Origin of the sequence: Methyloradius palustris, assembly GCF_019703875.1 — a bacterium.
Classification (GTDB): domain Bacteria; phylum Pseudomonadota; class Gammaproteobacteria; order Burkholderiales; family Methylophilaceae; genus Methyloradius; species Methyloradius palustris.
The window spans coordinates 622,485-640,735 of the sequence record NZ_AP024110.1; the positions used below are offsets into that span (position 1 = coordinate 622,485).

Consider the following 18,251-nt stretch of genomic DNA (forward strand, 5'->3'; position numbering starts at 1 on the left):
TTGACCCTGCAAAGGATGTGTATGGCGATCATACGATTAGGTCACCGGTTAAGACTGACTGGTGGAGATGCAGCGAACTATCTGAAGGAGACTGGGCGTAGTCAATTACCCAGAACGGTGAATGAATATAACCAAGCCTTCATTGAAGCCGCTGCAAGCTGGGCACTGACGGATACTCCCGAAGGGATGTTGATGTCTGCCGTCCTCCTGAGCTTCCTCTTAGAGGAATAACTCGCACTTCTGGCTTTGCCCAGATGAATCCAAGCTAAGTCAGCAAAGCTACTTTTTGGGCTGACTTGATTAATTTTAAATACATGGAGAATAAGGGTGATCACTACTTGATCACCCCCTCTATACAAGGAGACTTAAAGCATGACTCTTTCGATTCGATTTGCATTTAACCGTCTGCTCTACCAGATTATTGGGAGCGTAATGATCACCGTATTGGCTAGCAGCTATATGACTTTACCTGACCTACAGGTGAAACAGCATCTCGACGCTAAATCAGCTTTATCTATTTCGAAGCAGACACGAGCTTAACCAGATGCTCGACCTGTTCGATATCCAGTCGGTCGATCTCAAGCAACAGTTTGGCCATACGGTCATCCCGGCAATAGAAATAGACAGTAGGAATCTTGAGCACCTTAGCCAGCAGCTCAGCGATCTCATAGGACGGGACATGCGTACCTGTCTCATATCGAGAGATACGAGCACTACTGGCCAGTTCGTCGATCCCGATCATGGCACCCAGCTTGTCCTGGGCGATGCCAGTCAGGAGACGGGCTTCACGAAGTCTGGTACCGAACAGAGTTTGTGGGGGTTTTGACATTCTACGATGGTCGTAGAATAATCCAGTCAATGCTCTACGTTATGCGTAGTAATCACAACAACAAAGTCCTACGCATCCATGGGGTGGAGAGAGCTTCACCGAAACGCAATGCGCAAGCTTAATCCATCATCAACAACCATTTAAAAGTTAACTTTGGAAGGAAACACTATGGATCACATTCAATGCACCAGTTGCAATAAACAGATTGTACCGAGACTCTGGCATTACCGTCGCTGGTTCCTGCCCAGTCTGCATCACATGCGGACCCAGTTCCTCTGCCCATTCTGCGGCGTAGTGTTCTACGAGCGCGGAGGCAAGCTCACTGGGACGGGTAAGTTCGTGCTCGGCTTCATAGCCCTCTGCCTCGTCTACATGTTTCTGGGGCTGTTTGCATCGATACGTCACTAATCAGGTATGGCTGATCCGGTAAATACTCTGGAGCAGTTACGCTCAACACATTCGAATCTTCCAACATATTCAAACAAATGAAAGAGAGTTACTCATGAGAAATTTCAAAGGATTGCTATTCATCAGCATTACGCTGCTAGCTTTAAGTGCCTGTGGCAGCATTAACACAGTCATCAAGAATCAGAACAACAATCTTCATAGCGGTTCAGTGTATGGCATACATAGCACTGATTTGGATGCTCAAGGTTCAGTGAAATACATCTGTGACAAAACGGGCAATAAAGATGCAAGATGCTCACATCAGGATGATTACAAAGCTGTATTTGTGCTATCAGCATTTGGTTATGCAGATGGCGCTATTGGGGTCGTCGCATTAGCTCCAAAAGAGATGACACTATCCGAAAACTGTCTTACAGGTTCAGACAAATGCAGCTATCTAAAAGCGAGTGTAGAAGCAGGGAAACTTGGCACAGTCGAAGGAATAGCCTCTGTCCCAGGAGATAAGAAATGTCATTGGTCTGGAATGCCGAGAATAGGTGGCGTAGTCTGCCCAGCATACAGCTGGGATTACAGAAAAGATAATGTGGGCAATAGCTCTCATTTTTAAAATTAGAGAACTGCCATTCAAGAATGGCGGTTCTCCGCCTTGAATGAAACGCTTCATACAATCGCTCCAACGGATTCCGTTGAGTGATTATACCAAAAGGAAAGGGGACGTTTTTACACAGTCTGGGCCAATAGCCGACACTCAAAACCAAAATACATTATCCCTGATACACACCCATTATTAGATTGTCAGAGTTCAAAAAGAACCTTTCACCCATATTAGATAATTGGCTCATCTTGATTTCTGCTCTGAGTTTAGCCAGCAGCCCTGAGTTCAATCACTCTTTCGTCATGTCCACGGACTAGAGGCAAGACCTCTTCGCCAACACGATAGGCTTCTTCGAGATGTGGTGTGCTAGCGAGGATGAAAGCATCTGCGCCAAGTTGAACTAGGTCATCCAGACGTTCTGCCACCTGTTCATAACTGCCGACAATTCCCTGTGTTTGCCCGCCACGTAGCAGGCTGAAGCCAGACCAGATATTGCGATGTGTAATGAATTCCTCATAGCTCTTGAACTCTTTAGGCGTAGCACTGCGTTGACGGTTTGCGCCTACAGAATCTCCAGACATGCCGACAAAAGCTTTGTAGCGCGCGATTGCTTCACTATCCAGACTTTCAAAGCCACGGCGCACTTCACGCCAGGCTTCTTCTTCTGTAGCTCTGGCAATGATATCTACGCGAACAGCGCATTTAATCTTGCGACCAAGTGCATCGGTACGTTCTTTTACGCGATTGAATTTATCGCGGAGTTGATCGAAAGGCTCAAGCCATGAAAGATAGTATTCAGCATGTTTGGAGGCTGAAGCTAAGGCCGCATCAGATGAACCTGAGAAGTAAATCTCAGGGAATTCTTGGCCTAACAATGCTTCTGGCAAACCACCATCTTCAATATGGTAGAACTTGCCATGGTGCGAGAATGAACCGCCTTTCCATAGGCCGCGCAGCACATCAAGAAACTCGGTTGTACGGGCATAGCGATCATCATGCGGCGCAACATCGCCCCACCATAATTGAGCAGGGCCACCACCGCCAGTAATCACGTTATATAAAGCACGTCCGCCAGTTGCGCGTTGCAGGCTGGCTGTCATGCGCGCTGCTACAACTGGATTAAGGAAGCCAGGCTGAAAGGCGATCATGAAACGGAAAGTCTTGGTCTCACGTGCAAGGAATGAAGAGATAGCCCAAGGCTCATCCGTCATCGGGAATGATGGTATAAGACCACCATGAAAGCCTGAAATTTCGGCCGCTCTGGCGACTTCTGCAATGTAGTCGAGTGAATTGAATCCATCGTCACCACCACCTGCGACTAAGCCTCTATGCACTACATGGTCGCCCTGCTGTTGTGACCAATCACCTCTATGCTGTAGTTTGTTGCGTAGTGAGCTAGGCTCGCCATGGGTAGGAATACGCCAAAAAATATCGATTGCCATTGTTAACTCCTGACTTGATTAGGCAGCACGCTGTTGCGTGGCTTGAATATGGGCATGCAGCGCTGGCAGCACGTTTTCGCCTATGCGATAAGCTTCTTCCAGGCTGGGGATGGCAGACAGAATAAAGCTGCTGACGCCTGCATCCAGATAAGCAATGAGCTGCTCGGCCACTTGTTCGAAACTACCAACCAGTGTCGCCTTAGCACCATTCTGTTTGGTGGTCAGGCCATTCCATAATGCTGAGTTGCCGAAAGCACGCTGGCCGCCGCTTTGTTCCAGATAGCGCCTGGCATCGAATTCGGCCTCTTCTTGGGTTTCGCGAGCAAGCAGGTCAATTCGCAGACCTATGCGTAACTGGCGGCCTTCAGCCGCTGCTAGAGTATGTAGCCTGGAGGCATCCGCCCGCACCAGATCAAGATGACCCGCGTCCAGCACGTGCACATCGGCTTGTCTCGCTGACAGCGCATAAGAATCTGCCGTATTGCCAGCCAGATAGACTGTAGGTACTTTTTGATTGGATAAAGGCCCTTTGAAACCACCTTCCAGCACTTCAAAGAAACGGCCCTTGAAGCTATATGAAGTCTGCGTAATTACGTTACGGGCTACCGTCAAAAACTCTTCAATCCGTGGATTGATATCGGCCTCATCCACAAAATCACCATCGCGATGGCGCTGCTTTTCATCGCCGCCAGTAGAAATCTGCCAGGCAAAGCGGCTATTGCTGAAACGCTGGTAACTCACCGCATTTTTTGCCGCATAGACGGCTGAACCGCGTGAAGCATCAAACTCAGTCAGCACGGTAAGGTTCTTGGTACTGCGCGTCAGATAACCAGCGACTATCCAGCTTTCATCGCCTTCAGGATCATTGTGTACCTGTATGCCATCAAAATGCGCCAACTCTGCCGCCTTGGCAATCTGGTGTAAATGGTCAAAGTAGTTATATTGTGTCCCGCGTGGATCTGTCACGCCTTGACCAAAATACGCTGCACCGCCTTTATCGCGCTCGCCGCGCTTATGGCTTTTTGCATCTGCGTAACGACCATCGCCAGCGGTTGGCAATTGCCAGAAAAATTCTATCGTCATTACCCTGCTCCTCAGGCTTTTACATATCAGATGAATGGCAGAATTCGTGCCACCAGCTAAAAGAGAGTCGAAAATGAACGATATAAATAATTAAATTATTGAATTTATTAACTTTTATTAAAAAATATTAGGAGTAAGGAAACATGGCTGGCTAGATGTAAATAAGCAGGAAATGTTGCTTGAGAAACACTAGCTCTGTAGAAATTCTCGGCAAATGTTTCTGCAGCAACTTTTCTCAGAGAGTGTTATTCCCTGAAACTGAAACTGCCTTCAGCAACAAACTGACTGAGTGACTGCCTTGGCGTTGGTTGTTCCCTGGCCTGCAAGTCAGCAGGCAGGCTATCACGCTCGGCCTGCTTGCCGATGGCAATGAGTATCTCGATATGAAAGCCCTCTGGGATAGAGAGTACCTCTCTCGCTTTTTCACGATCAAAGCTACCAATGGCGTGTGTCGCCAACCCAGCATACAAGGCTTGTAAAGCCAGACTGGTCCATGCAGCCCCTGCATCCAGTGAGTGATTTCGCAATGGGCTAGGCTCGGTTTCACCATTACGGATATGGCTAGTCTTGGATATCAACGCAACGATAGCACCCGCTTTGGCAGCCCAGCGTTGATTGTTTTCATTGGTCAAGCCTAGCAATGCGTGCCAATGTGCCGAATCTCGCTTAGCATAGATAAAGCGCCATGGCTGTGAGTTATTGGCAGAAGGTGCCCAGCGGGCAGCTTCAAACAGGCTAAACAGCAACGATTCATCAATGGCCTCGCCAGTAAAGGCACGCGGTGACCAGCGCTGGATGAAAATCGGGTTGATATCGTATTCGGTAATGCGTTGATTGCTATCGGACATAATGCGGCCTCGGTGTATTTAATATAGGAACTGTGTTGTTACACATAAAAAGTCGGGCATTTAGCCCGACCTGAACAAACGTGAGAATTAGCCAAAGAATCAGACTAAATCTTCAAGATAACGCCCACTGTAAGCTTTGGCTTTCTCCAGCAGGCCAGTGCGTTTCCACTGCACTTCTAGCGCGCCTGGCGTGTAGTGTTGCGCGCCGCCTATTTGCTCGGCGATTGCCTGATAGCGTGCTGCCTCTTCCACAAAGAGAATCAGTTCAGCAGTCCTAATAATGCCCTTACCCCAAAAATTCACACCACCGTTTGATTCAAGCAATGCAGGGGGTGGTGCTAATTCAGGATGCTTATCCAGACGTTCAGTAATGACATCAAGGACACTACGGGTACGATCTAAGTGATTAGGAATCTCACGTGCCAACAAGTGGCGTGCTGCCGCTACATAAAGAATAGGAAACGGCTTGTGTGCCAATGACCAGGCTGAGAGGAAGTTGGTGTGGATATGAATGGCGGTATCCGCATCCAGACGGGTTTCATTAAGGATGTGATTCTTTTCGTCTGAAAAGTTGGTAATGCTGATTGTCGGTGTTTGGTCTCGTGCTAGGCCGCCAGGAAAGCGGATGGTTAATAGCTTATCGTGGCCGGGTACTTTATGGCTGACGTGAAAAGTAAGGCTAGCGGACAAGGTGCCGTTATCGCGCAATACGTTAAAGGCATGAATAGCATCCGCCTTGGCTTCATCTACATAGGAAATCAGGTCAATCTCTGATAATTGTGTGCTCATGAATACTCTCCTGTTATGTGTTAATAGTGACAGGAGGCATAGCGCAAGCTGCATGCCAAGGTCAATTGAGGAGTTACTTGCCAGTAAGCTACACATAAAACTCACACAATAAACAATGTTAATTGTTTGTTTCTATTCATTAATAACTAAAAAAATAAAGTTAGTGATGAGCGCTCGCTGAAACAACCCCCAGAAAAAATATTGCTCCTACAACAACATAAACTGTTGCTCAACCAACAATCAGATATGAGCATACGCAAAGAAGAAATTACTGTATCCATGTGTTGTTTTAGCAACATAAGTTATAAAACCACACAATCAATTGTTGTAGGAAAAACACTATCACCTCAGTTAACAATCAGCCGACTTAGTCACCAACTCATAAAAAGTATTTAATAATCAAAGTATTAAATTTATAAATCGCCAATTTATAAATTTGGCATGGAACCTGCCATTTAAAGACGTCAACACCTGAAGGTGTGGAGAAGTCTTTATAAAATTACAGGGAAAACCATGTCTAAAATTCGTACAGATAAAAAAGATGCTGCAAGTGTTGCATCCATTTTCATTAAAAAGCCCATAGCCACAGCAATTATCGGCGCGCTGGCAGGCACACTATTTACCACCCAGCTCTATGCAGCGGATGATGTGAAAGATAAGCCTGCCACAGAAGAGCAAAAGAGCGGCACCGATAGCGCAACAGCAGATAGCTCAAGCAGTGCCAGTAAGCCTGCTGCCCAGGATGAAAACCGCTTAAGCAGCGTAGTCGTCACTGCGCAAAAACGTGAAGAAAGTGCGCAAAATGTTGCCACTTCTATCAGCGTACTGGATGGTAAAGAGTTGTTGGATAAAGGCATAGGCCGCTCTGCTAGTGAAGTGTTGAACTACGTACCGAATGCGTCAGCTGGTACACAACAGCATGGCCGACCACGTTGGTGGATTCGTGGTGTTGGCGCTGGTCAGCAACAAATTGACTTCCCGAACCCCGTTGGTTTTTACCAGGATGATGTGTATATCAGTAATGCCAGTGCTACGGGCTTCCCATTATTTGATATCGACCGTGTAGAAGTATTGCGTGGTCCACAGGGCACGTTGTGGGGCAAAAATACAACTGGCGGCGCGATTAACGTACTTGCCAAAAAACCAACTTTCTCAGGCGACGACAACTACTTCAAGACCGACTATGGCACCTACAATGACAAAATCATCGAAGGGGCAATCGGCGGTAGCATTATTGATGAACGCATTGCTGGCCGCCTATCTGTGCATGATGAAAATCAGGATGGTCGTTTTACCAATGTCTTCAAAAACCAGAAAGACGGATCACTGACCGACTCAGCGATTCGCGGTCAATTACTGTTTGAATTAACACCTGATCTTGAGGCTTTGTTAAACGTGCATTACCGCAACTACAAAACAAATGGGGCAATTACAACTGTCACTGGCACAGGGGTGGGTGGCGCTTATATCAATGGCTATATTCCGAGCACCAATATCAATGATGTCAGCACCAATGCGCCTGACACCAGCAAAACGACACAAAACGGCGTTTCACTAAACTTGAAGTGGCAACTTGGTCAATATGCACTGACCTCGATCACTGGCTATGAAGATTTCGGTAACGTTGCACAAGCTGACTCTGACTTCACACCGCTAGAAATTGGTCGGACTTATAACGATGCTAAAAGCCGCCAGATTTCACAAGAGTTCCGCTTGGCATCACCACGTGAAGATCGCTTGAATTGGCTGACAGGCTTTCACTTCTTTAAAGAAGATATTGACTCCTATTCTGCTAGTGCAAGACTACCCAATGGCACTGTTCCTGCCCAAGCTGGAAGCACCGCGCCAACTGCCTACAGCCTGACCACGTTCAATCACAAGACTGAAAGTTATGCGATTTTTGGTAGTAGCACCTATAACTTTACTGAACAGTTCAATACCACACTGGGTTTGCGCTGGACAACTGAAGAAAAGAAACTTGACCTGAACCGATTGAATAATGCTGCTGGCGGTGCGAGCTGGAGCAATCTTGCATCATGGTGGAATTCATACACGGGTACCTATGGCAATCCAATCGTAGGGCAGACCAGTACTTTTACTGACACCGAGACTAAAAGATGGGATGCACTCACTTATGATCTAACACCTGAATACAAATTGACCCCAACAGACCGTGTGTATTTCAAATTTGCACACGGTGTTAAATCGGGTGGTTTCAATACGGCAGCGACTACTTCTGCGGCACTCAATACATTGAGCCCAGAAAACCTGAACTCTTATGAGTTAGGTTATAAATCTGAATGGCTGGATGGTCGTTTGAATTTCAATGCTAACGTCTTCCATTACGACTATAAAAATGCGCAAGTAAATATTGTTGGCGCACTTGCAGGCAGTCCTACTCCTGTTTCTTACCTTCAGAACGTGACCAGTTCACATGTAAATGGTGCTGAGTTTGAAGTAGAAGCCCTACCTACCAATAACTTGCACATCAACGCCAATATCGGGCTGTTGGAAACCAAGTTTGATGACTTCGACATCTTAAACGGTGGCGGTAATCGTGACGGTAACCAGTTTGTTCGTTCACCGCATTTCAGCAGCCTGCTTGCCGCCGATTATAAGATTCCTTTGGATAATGGTCGCAAAGTAGTCGTTGGAGGTGATTGGCGTTACCTAGGCGATCAGTTCTATTTTGTTGATCCACAAAATAACCCACTGTTGAATCAGGAAGCTTATTCCATCGTCAATGCCCGCGTGACATATAGCACAGCAAAAGATCGCATTGCTGTCACTGGTTATGTGAACAACCTGACGGATGAGAATTACCACAACCATGCATTGCCTGGTGCAAGAGCTGGCGCAGTTGCAGCAACGGGAGCCGCTACTTATTGGGCAAACCCAAGAACTGCTGGCATTTCAGTGACCTTACGCTTCTAACTGGCAATACACTAACCCACCATAGAAAAGTGCTGCAAACGCAAACAGTACATTCAATATTGGTGGTTAGTTACTCAAGAAACAACCTGACATTTAGCGCGCTATCTGTCAGGTTGTTTATGTTTTTAGCGTTGCTTTATGTGCTGACGCACAATCTTTGATTGATTGAATATGTCGAAAAACCCCTTATTACGTTGTCTGGCGCTCTATCGTTACATGCCATACAAATTCTCTATCACCGCGCTGCTGTTCGTTCTGGTGAATGTCGGCATGGCTTGGCAGTTATGGTTGGTGGGCAAGATTATTCATGATGTGCAAACAGGAAAAATGATTAGCCGTGCGGCAGATGGTAGCCTGGATTTAAGCCTGGCTAAATACTGGCTGGTGTTGATGGTAGTGGTCGCGATTGGTCGCAGTGTTGTGCAATATCTAGGCGGCGTGATGTCGCTGATTATCGGCCAGCAACTGCTCTACATTTTGCGTGAGCGCATCATGCTGCAAGTGCAACGGCTTGACCTTGCTTACCACTGGCAACACGGCATGGGCGAAATCGTCACCCGCACTACACGTGATGCCGACAAGGTTCGTGATGCACTGATTAATTTCTGGCGACAGGTATTTGAAGCCAGCTTGTGGGTGCTGGTCTCTGTTGGGCTATTGAGTTGGTATCACTCGTGGTTAGGCTTAGGTACCTTATTTTTCACCTTATCTGGCATTAGTATTTTCGTCCTGCAAACCAATAAATTGGTTGAGCTGGATCGCGTTGTGGGTTCAGCCTATGACAAAGTGAACCAGGAACTCAGCGAAGGCGTGAACGGCGTGCGCGTGATCAAGTCTTTCGGTCTTGAGCAACAACGCATAGCTGTGTTTACTACGAGCGTGCAGGATTTTATTGACCATGCTCGAACAGCCCTGGCATTTGCCTCGTCCCGCATCCCGTTGCCACAGATCGTGGTGGCGATGAGCCACGTATGGATACTGGTAATTGGCGCCTTACTGGTACAACAAGGCCACCTGAATGTGGGCGAATTAGTCTCGTCCTTATTGGTCGCCAACACATTGGTATTCCGAATTGAAGGTATCGGTCGCGTGATGCAGGTATTCGCTGATGCACGTTCTTCCGCTGCCCGTATTTGGGAACTGCTGGATGAAGACCCTAAGATATTCTCAGGCGAAAAAACCATTGCAGAAGGTGCTTTGGGTTTGCGTTTAAGCAAAGTCTCAGTCAAAACGCCAGGCAGTGATAACACTATTTTGCATGATTGTGATTTTGAAGTATCTCCGGGCGAAGTCGTCGCCATTGTCGGTACTACGGGCTCAGGCAAAAGCACGCTGGCTGGTTTATTGCCGAGACTGTTAGATGTAGATGGCGGCAAAGTGCTGATAGGCTCGGCATGGGCTGGCTGGCAAAACCTGAAAGACTTGAAACTCGATACCTTGCGGAAAAAAGTGCATGTCGTGCCACAAGAGACGTTTTTATTCTCAGACACGCTAGAGGCCAACCTCAAACTTGCCCAACCCAGCGCATCACACGAAGATTTACTTGAGGCCATCGAACTGGCTTCTGCAACTGAGGTGCTGGAAAAAATCTCGGATGGCCTTCAAACCAAAATTGGCGACCGCGGCATCACGTTATCAGGCGGTCAACGCCAGCGTATCAGCCTTGCACGGGCCTTCCTCGCAAAGCCTTCCATTCTGGTTCTGGATGATGCCACCAGCGCGCTGGATGCGATTACCGAGCGCCGCGTACTTGAGAATATCCGCAAACTGCGCAGTACTGTGGGGCAACAAATCACTGTTGTGTTGATTGCCAGCAAACTCTCAACCATCTTGCTGGCAGACCGCGTCGCCATGCTGCATCAAGGCAAGATTGTCGCTGAAGGCACACATGACAACTTAGTGGCAAATAACGCGGAATATCGCGACCTGGTAGGAGTAGAACATGGCAAATAGTTTTCGTGGTGATAGTGCGCTCAATGATATTGAGCTGGAACAAATGCTGGCTAAAAAGAAGCTGGACCGCAATATGTTTGGGCGCTTGCTACCTTTACTCAAACAGGTAAAAGGCCGAATTGCGGCAGTGATTTTGCTTGAAGCGCTACTGGTCGGTGTGATATTCATCCGCCCCTGGTTTTTACGTGAAGTGATTGACCATGGGTTCATTCAAACAGCGCAAGGAATATTACTCAATAAGCATTTGTTGACGTGGATGGCTATTGGTATGGGGATTACCTGGGTCGTGCGTTTTGGCGTATCTGGCTTATCACAGTATTTATCGGGCTCTGCAGCCATCGCCATATTGAATAACCTGCGTATCAAAGTATTCACGCATATACAGGCATTAAGCGTTCGCTACTTTGACCAGACCAAGGCAGGGCGGATTATTTCACGTGCCGATCGCGACATCGATACGCTCGAGCCTTTATTGATTCAAGGGCCGCCTGAGTTGCTTTCAGCGGTTTTGCGTTTCGTGGTCGCCAGCTTTGCTTTATGGTGGATTTCGCCCAAGTTGCTCTATGCCATGCTCACCATCGTGCCATTTTTAGTGGTCGGCACTTGGCTGTTCAAGCGTATCTCGCAGAAAAACTGGGCAAAAGTAGCGGAAGCGCGCGCGAGATTTACTGCACACCTGGTGGAAACGGTGTCCGGCGTGCGCATGATCAAGCAAAGCGTGAGCGAGGATAAAAACGCTGATCACTATCGTTCATTGATCTGGGATTTCAACCGCACCCTGATTCGCGGCAATATCTATGCAAGCTGGTTTTTACCGCTGACACAGGTGCTGAGCGCGGCAGGCATGGCGTTGCTATTGCTCTCTGGCGGCATTGGGATTGCCGAGCATGAAATGACGGTGGGTCAACTGGCACAAAGCCTATTCTACGTGCAGTTATTTCTTGGGCCACTACAGGAATTGAATGAACTGTTTGAGCGCTATTCTTCTGGCGCATCCTCTGCACAACGCATCTTCCTGCTACTGGATACAGAACCTGAAATCATTGACCCCTTGTTGCCCTTGCAACCCAAACAACGGAATGGCGAAGTTGAGTTTAGCAATGTGGTATTCAGCTACGATAAAAATGCCAGAAAACCTGTCATCGATAATCTCAGTCTGCATATCCCAGCTGGTCAGGTGCTGGCGATTGTGGGGCCTACAGGGCATGGCAAGAGTACGCTGGTACAACTACTAACGCGTTTTTACGAGGTGGAATCTGGTAGCGTCAAGGTAGATGGGCAAGATGTGCGTGATTACGCGCAGCAAGACTTACGCCGCAAAGTGGGCGTGGTATTGCAAGATAATGTGCTGTTCTCGGGCTCTGTAATACACAACCTTAGAATGGGTGCGCCAGAAGCAAGTGATGAAGCCTTAATTGCTGCAGCAAGAGAATTGGGTGCAGATGAAGTGCTAGAGCGCTTGCCTGCTGGCTATTACACCGAAGTCGGGCCTTTGGGAGCATTTCTCAGTCATGGTCAACGGCAACTGGTTTGTCTGGTTCGTGCTTACCTTGCCAACCCTTCTGTGCTGGTGCTGGATGAAGCCACTTCTGCCGTTGATATCCATACCGAGCGCCGCATACAAAATGCTTTCCGGCGCCTGTGCGAAGGCCGCACGGCCATCATCATCGCGCATAGATTAGCTACTATTCGCGATGCCGACCGTATTGCCGTCATATGGAATGGAGAAGTTACCGAGCTTGGTAACCATCAGGCGCTGATTCGCCAGGGCGGTCATTACTCGGCCTTATACAAAGCTTACGAAGAAGCTTCCGTGGCTGAATTAACAGCGTAATAAATAGACGCTTTGGTGCTGGTATGGCAACAGCCAGTTCAGGTATCGATGTTGCCATACCAGCACCAGTCATTACAGAGTTATTTCCAGTCACCAATTGGTTTAAGTAAGCCATTGAAATAAAACAAATAAATAATTTACTTTTGCGTCGATAAGACTGGCACAGAAGATGCCAATACCTACATACGAGGATATTGCGCAATCAATGCTTTGCCAGTACATCGCTTACCCATACAAGGAGAACCACATGTCTGAAAAAACAAAAATCGATACCATCTGGTACACACGCTGCCCAGTGCCTACACCGCTAGGCCTAGCGGCTCGCGAAGGCTGGATCAACAAGGAGTTTGCAGCCGATGGTATTACCATCAACACCCTGCAAGATACGCAAGACCCTGATATCCGTGAATCGCACTACGATCACCGTTTGCCACACTCATTCCGCCAGGGCGGCAATGTGCCTGCCATATGGGCGCGTGCTAATGGTACAGATACCCGCGTCATCGGCCTCAACTGGGTGAATGAAGCACAATTGATTCTTGCATTACCATCTTCAGGTATTTCACGTCCAGAAGATTTAAAAGGTAAAAAGATCGCACTACCACGCAATGCCATCAGTATTGATCATCAACGTGCCAGCGCATTGCGCGGCATTATCGTGACGCTAGAAACAGCGGGCTTGACCGATAAAGATGTTGAAATCATTGATTTTGATACCCCTGTGAGACCTACTGGCCGCGGCTGGGCACTGACAGATCGCGTGGATTACGAGACTGAATTCAATGCGCTAAATAGTGGTGCCGTGGATGCAATCTTTGTCAAAGGTGCGCGCGGCTATGCGGCTGCCATACATCATGGCGCTACCATTGTGTATGACGTACGCAACCATCCTGACCCAAAAGTACGTGCCAACAACGGCGCACCCCGCCCAATCACGGTGGATGGTGCACTACTGCGTGAAAGACCTGACTTAGTCGTGCGCTTCTTGCGCCAAGTGCTTTCAGTCGGCGACTGGGCAGCCAGCCATGAAGCTGAAACCGTCGCTTATATTGCCCGCGAATCAGGCTCTACCGATGAATGGGTACGCAAAGCCTACGGCAACGACATTCACCTGCATCAGGGTACTGATCTCAACCCTGAATCCATCGCCGCTTTATCTGGCTACAAGGATTTCTTGTTGAAATGGGGCTTCATCAAGGCAGATTTTGATGTAAATGCCTGGATAGACCCAAATCCATTAAGGGAAGTATTGCAGTCATTGGAAAAGAAAGCAGCTTAAGCATAAGCAGACTGTAAAAAAGCAGGGGTTATTTAGTGGCTCCTGCTTTTTATTTGGCGCGAAAGTAGTCATAAGTTGCCCATCAATACTCTGCTATCTGCCACAAAGTGTTGTTGCTGCAACATTGCATCAACATTTGATGTATTGATATCTGACTTATTCTATTAAATATACCCTTATAAATTAATTAGTCATTGATTATAAAAGATATTATTTAATGGCATTGCTTTTGCAAGTATGACCCCATCTATCTTTTATAACCAATTTGAACAAGGCTTAATGTATGGCAAAAATAGTCGGAATTTCGGGGAGCATTACCCAACCATCACGCACCAAGAATTTGGTGGAGGTGATCGTGAACAAGGCATCACAAAAGCTGCATGCGCATGCTGAGGTGATTGATATTGCGCAGATCGCAACGGTACTGGGCAGCACAGTTTCTTATAACCAGTTTCCTGATGCTTTGGCGGCTGAGTATAAAAAGCTGGATGAAGCAGATTTGATTGTGATTGCTAGCCCAGTCTATAAGGCTTCTTATACTGGCTTGCTAAAGCATTTCTTTGATTTGCTAGACCCAAAGCGGTTGGCAGGTAAAGTCGCGATTCTAGCGGCTACTGGGGGTAGTGACCAGCATGCGCTGGTGCTGGACTACCAACTACGAACACTCGCCAGCTTTTTCGGCGTCTATACCGTGCCTACGGCGATATATGCCAAAGATACTGAGTTCGTGAATTATGAGTTAACAAGCGATGCAATCAAGCAGCGGATTGATGTTGCGGTAGATCAGGCAGTATTTCTCTTGCAGCAGGAGAATTTGCAGGCGCTCGTTGCTTAGAAATTACAATTTGATAGTCGCCATTCAGAAATGAATAGGGCCGAAATTATCGGCCCTGTTTTTTTATCGTTTAACAGCTATAGATCAGGCGATTAGTCCAAGTTCTTTCAGTCGTGCGCGCAAAATATTGCGGCTGATGCCTAGCAACTTGGCGGTATGTACCTGATTCTTGTTGCTAAACTCATAAGCCTTGGCAACGGTAACGCCGTTGATCAAGTCATAGAGATTATCAGGTGCTTTTTCAAATAGCTCGTTGAGGGTTCTCTCCAGCGCATCTGTACCGCTATCGGCTATGTAGGATGTGCTTGTATAACCTACAGATTGAAGCTCTGGCTTTTGATAACCCTGATCTTTCAGATCCAGACTATGCGCATGAATAGCTGGCAGGTTCAGGTCTTTGGGTTGTAGCGACGACGATGTGGATACCAGCAAGGCGCGGTGAATCACATTCTCTAGCTCGCGAATATTGCCAGGCCAGGGGTAATCGAGCATGAGTCGTATGGTCTCTGGTGCCAGTTGTGGGGTAGCAGTCTGCAAGCGGTTTTTATACACATTCAGAAAGTGCTCAACCAGCGGCAATATGTCGCCACGGCGCTCACGCAATGGCGGCAAGTCGATTGGTACTACCTTGATGCGGTAATACAAATCTTCGCGGAAGCGGCCAGCGCGCACGGCTTCTTCCAGATTTACGTTGGTGGCGGCAATCAGGCGCACATCAATCGGTGTGGGTTTGCGTGAGCCTACCCTTACTACTTCACGTTCCTGTAGCACACGTAGCAGTTTTACTTGAGTGGATTGCGGCAAATCGCCTATTTCATCCAGAAACAGGGTGCCGCCATTGGCGGTTTCAAACCAGCCTATCTTGGATGTATTGGCACCAGTAAATGCACCACGCTCGTAGCCAAATAGCTCGCTTTCAACAAGCGTCTCGGAGAATGCGCCGCAATTGATGGCCTGAAATGGCCCGTTCTTGCGGTTGCTCAAGGCGTGAATATGACGTGCAATCAGCTCCTTGCCGGTACCCGTTTCACCAATGATCAATGCGGTCGCGTTACTGGCAGCAATCTTCTCAATCAGGCTCAGCAGGCTTTGCGACTTTGGGTCGCTGAATACCAGAGCGCTGGCACGGATAGATAAACTAACCGCAGACGGATTAGGGTGAGTGATTACATGATCAGCGGCTTCCACCGACCGTTCAACGGAATCTCGGCGGTGTTCTAAGCTTGGGCTGCTGCCCGAGCGATCATTTCCAGGTAAATCATAGTGCCATGGTTGTGTGCGCATTCTTGTGCTCACTCTCTGCTAATGAATGGCGTGAATATACTTAATAGTTATTAAAATGTATATGAATAATAAATAATATCAATATAACTATAAAGAATTAAAGGTTAAATGAACTCTAAAGTGTTTGCTAGGCAACAGCTACTGTTCTATTCAGATCAATTGTTGAAATCAGCACATCAGATCATTTCGTATTAATTCTTAATTAAATTAATAATATCAATAACTTGTATTTATTATTGGATCTTGGCACAGCTATTGCGCTTATGTCGCAGTGAGTTGTATTCAACGTTCAATAAAGGATATGAAAATGAGTGTAGTAGCCATAGAAACAAAAACAGATATTGATGCTTTTGTCGCCAAAGTGCTGGTCGAGGCACAGCTGGCATTTGATGTGTTTCGTGAAACGGGCACTATCACCGCTAACGGCACGGTTGGCTTTGTCGAGCGTGTGCCTGGTGAAGATAAGATTGTGATAGTCAATGATCCAGGCCCATTCAATCGTGGCAAAAAGCTGGAAGCAACAGTGGCCGGTTTTGACGGCACGGTTTATCAAGGCAAGGCTGGTGGTGTAGGTCGCTATACCAAGATATTCCAGCAGCATCCTGATATCACTACCGTATCCCATGTGCATTCTCCATATCTCGGCGCATGGGCACAAACCCATCGCACTTTACCGATTCGCTATGTGCCAGTGCAGCGCTTCAAGCTGATTCGTGAATTGCCGGTCTATATTGACCGCCGTCAGCAAGAGGTAGATTACATTCTCGACCAAATCAAGCTCAATCCCCACACTCCAGCTATTCTCGAAGCCAACGGTGGATCAACCGTATGGGGCAAGGAAGGCTTGCGCAAAACAGCCGAATTCATCCTGCTGCTAGAAGAAGGTGCTCAGATTCAGCTGCTAGCAGAGTCTCTCGGTGGTTCTCGTGATTACGGCCCTGGCGTATTGGCGCAGCAATGGAAGATGGCCAAGATATTCGAACAGGCCAAGACAGAAGGTTTGGTGCCCGTGACGGATTTGGGCTAAGCGTAGAGAAATGAGAGAAAAGATATGAGCACGCAGAATATCGACCAGATATGGTTCACCCGTTGCCCAGTTCCTACAGCCACTGGCCTTGCGTATAAGCTAGGTTGGCTAGATGAGGAGTTTGCACAGGATGGCATCAAGGTTTCTACATTACAGGATGCGCCACGTGAGTTACAGCGCCATCACTACGATCACCAGCTGCCAACCCTGATCCGCGAAGGTGGCAACTTGTTGGCTCTTGCAGCCAGGGCACAAGGAGCAGCTACAAAACTGATAGGGTTGACGTGGATAGAAGAATGGCAAGCCATATTAGTAAGGCCTGATTCTGGCATCACCAAGCCTGAGCATCTGCGTGGCAAGCGCTTAGCACTGCCAGCTTTCATTGACCATCCAATTAAGGATCACATTCGTGGCAGTAGTATTGCCCGTGGCATGAGCCTGCATGGTTATAAGGGCGCGTTGTCTATTGCTGGTTTGACTCTGGATGATGTCAAACTGGTGGAGGTTGCTTCTGGTTGGGGCAACACTGGCAACCGCGGTGAGCGACTTGGTGATCTGTGGTCTGGCTTGCAGGATCTGATTGATGGCAATGTCGATGCTGTATATGTCAAAGGCGCTTCCGCTGTTGATGCCGCCAAACGTTTGGGCGCAGTAGTAGGTATCAATCTGGATAGCTACGCAGACCTTAAGACGCGTGTGAATAACGGCACGCCTAGGCCAATCACTGTGCATGAAGATTTTCTGGAAAACCATGGCGATCTCGTTGCACGTTTTCTTTACCAAACCCTGCGTGCCGCTGATTGGGCCAAAACCAATATCAATGGCGTGCGCGATATTCTGAAAAGCGAAACGCGTTCAGGCAATGATGGCGTTGAGACAGCCTATGGCGATGATTTTCATTTATCGCTAGTGCCCTCACTCTCTGCAGAACGTATCGAGTTATTCCGCCAGCAGAAAGATTTCATGCTCGTGCATGGTCTGCTGGATCGCGATATTGATCTCGATGCATGGGTTGATTTCCGCCCCCTGGCTGAGGCCGAGAAATGGCTGCATGAAAAAGCTAAGGCCGCTTAACACTGTATCTGTATATAGAGCTGTATAAATGGCAGCT

The 18,251-nt window shown here is 47.7% G+C and carries 16 protein-coding genes; 9 read left to right on the forward strand and 7 right to left on the reverse strand.

Annotation, left to right across the window (positions count from 1 at the left end; all coding sequences use genetic code 11):
- Window positions 1-21: 21 nt before the first annotated feature.
- Window positions 22-231: a hypothetical protein gene (locus ZMTM_RS03025; protein WP_221764864.1), complete on the forward strand. Its 210-nt coding sequence runs from the start codon at window positions 22-24 to the stop codon at window positions 229-231.
- Window positions 232-514: 283 nt separating this feature from the next.
- Here the strand turns inward: ZMTM_RS03025 and ZMTM_RS03030 are convergent, their stop codons facing one another.
- Both ZMTM_RS03030 and ZMTM_RS03035 read right to left on the reverse strand, forming a co-directional pair.
- Window positions 515-829, reverse strand: a complete 315-nt coding sequence (locus tag ZMTM_RS03030) for a helix-turn-helix domain-containing protein (protein ID WP_221764865.1) — start codon at window positions 827-829, stop codon at window positions 515-517.
- Window positions 830-976: 147 nt separating this feature from the next.
- The gene (locus ZMTM_RS03035; protein ID WP_221764866.1) at window positions 977-1,234 is read right to left on the reverse strand and encodes a hypothetical protein; all 258 of its coding nucleotides are present in this window, start codon (window positions 1,232-1,234) and stop codon (window positions 977-979) included.
- A gap of 97 nt (window positions 1,235-1,331) precedes the next feature.
- On the opposite strand from ZMTM_RS03035, the gene ZMTM_RS03040 reads away from it, so the two are divergent.
- Window positions 1,332-1,844 carry a hypothetical protein gene (locus tag ZMTM_RS03040; RefSeq protein ID WP_221764867.1) on the forward strand — a complete coding sequence of 171 codons (513 nt, stop codon included), beginning with the start codon at window positions 1,332-1,334 and terminating at the stop codon, window positions 1,842-1,844.
- Between the two features lie 254 nt (window positions 1,845-2,098).
- Here ZMTM_RS03040 and ZMTM_RS03045 read toward each other — a convergent pair whose 3' ends face one another.
- The 4 genes from ZMTM_RS03045 to ZMTM_RS03060 form a co-directional block, all read right to left on the reverse strand.
- The gene (locus ZMTM_RS03045) at window positions 2,099-3,274 is read right to left on the reverse strand and encodes an LLM class flavin-dependent oxidoreductase (RefSeq protein ID WP_221764868.1); all 1,176 of its coding nucleotides are present in this window, start codon (window positions 3,272-3,274) and stop codon (window positions 2,099-2,101) included.
- Between the two features lie 18 nt (window positions 3,275-3,292).
- Window positions 3,293-4,357, reverse strand: coding sequence for an LLM class flavin-dependent oxidoreductase (locus ZMTM_RS03050; protein ID WP_221764869.1), 1,065 nt, complete (start codon window positions 4,355-4,357; stop codon window positions 3,293-3,295).
- 245 nt (window positions 4,358-4,602) lie between these two features.
- On the reverse strand, window positions 4,603-5,205 hold the full coding sequence (locus ZMTM_RS03055; RefSeq protein ID WP_221764870.1) for a nitroreductase family protein: 603 nt from the start codon (window positions 5,203-5,205) through the stop codon (window positions 4,603-4,605).
- A gap of 99 nt (window positions 5,206-5,304) precedes the next feature.
- The gene (locus ZMTM_RS03060) at window positions 5,305-5,994 is read right to left on the reverse strand and encodes a class II aldolase/adducin family protein (RefSeq protein WP_221764871.1); all 690 of its coding nucleotides are present in this window, start codon (window positions 5,992-5,994) and stop codon (window positions 5,305-5,307) included.
- 513 nt (window positions 5,995-6,507) lie between these two features.
- Between ZMTM_RS03060 and ZMTM_RS03065 the strand changes: the two genes are divergently transcribed.
- From ZMTM_RS03065 to ZMTM_RS03085, 5 genes are all read left to right on the forward strand, one after another.
- Entirely contained in the window at window positions 6,508-8,928 is a 2,421-nt protein-coding gene (locus ZMTM_RS03065; RefSeq protein ID WP_221764872.1) for a TonB-dependent receptor, read from the forward strand.
- 171 nt (window positions 8,929-9,099) lie between these two features.
- A complete protein-coding gene (locus ZMTM_RS03070) occupies window positions 9,100-10,881 on the forward strand; it encodes an ABC transporter ATP-binding protein (protein ID WP_221764873.1) in 1,782 nt (593 codons plus the stop codon).
- Window positions 10,871-12,715, forward strand: coding sequence for an ABC transporter ATP-binding protein (locus tag ZMTM_RS03075; protein ID WP_221764874.1), 1,845 nt, complete (start codon window positions 10,871-10,873; stop codon window positions 12,713-12,715). Before ZMTM_RS03070 ends, ZMTM_RS03075 begins: the two co-directional genes overlap by 11 nt.
- A gap of 247 nt (window positions 12,716-12,962) precedes the next feature.
- Entirely contained in the window at window positions 12,963-13,994 is a 1,032-nt protein-coding gene (locus ZMTM_RS03080; protein ID WP_221764875.1) for an ABC transporter substrate-binding protein, read from the forward strand.
- A 283-nt stretch (window positions 13,995-14,277) separates the two neighbouring features.
- Window positions 14,278-14,829 carry an NAD(P)H-dependent oxidoreductase gene (locus ZMTM_RS03085; protein WP_221764876.1) on the forward strand — a complete coding sequence of 184 codons (552 nt, stop codon included), beginning with the start codon at window positions 14,278-14,280 and terminating at the stop codon, window positions 14,827-14,829.
- An 84-nt stretch (window positions 14,830-14,913) separates the two neighbouring features.
- On the opposite strand, the gene ZMTM_RS03090 is transcribed toward ZMTM_RS03085, so the two are convergent.
- Window positions 14,914-16,113 (reverse strand): sigma-54 interaction domain-containing protein, encoded by a 1,200-nt coding sequence (locus tag ZMTM_RS03090; RefSeq protein WP_221764877.1) that lies wholly within the window; start codon window positions 16,111-16,113, stop codon window positions 14,914-14,916.
- Between the two features lie 307 nt (window positions 16,114-16,420).
- On the opposite strand from ZMTM_RS03090, the gene ZMTM_RS03095 reads away from it, so the two are divergent.
- Both ZMTM_RS03095 and ZMTM_RS03100 read left to right on the forward strand, forming a co-directional pair.
- Window positions 16,421-17,140: a class II aldolase/adducin family protein gene (locus ZMTM_RS03095; protein WP_221764878.1), complete on the forward strand. Its 720-nt coding sequence runs from the start codon at window positions 16,421-16,423 to the stop codon at window positions 17,138-17,140.
- Between the two features lie 24 nt (window positions 17,141-17,164).
- The gene (locus ZMTM_RS03100; protein WP_221764879.1) at window positions 17,165-18,214 is read left to right on the forward strand and encodes an ABC transporter substrate-binding protein; all 1,050 of its coding nucleotides are present in this window, start codon (window positions 17,165-17,167) and stop codon (window positions 18,212-18,214) included.
- Window positions 18,215-18,251: the final 37 nt, after the last annotated feature.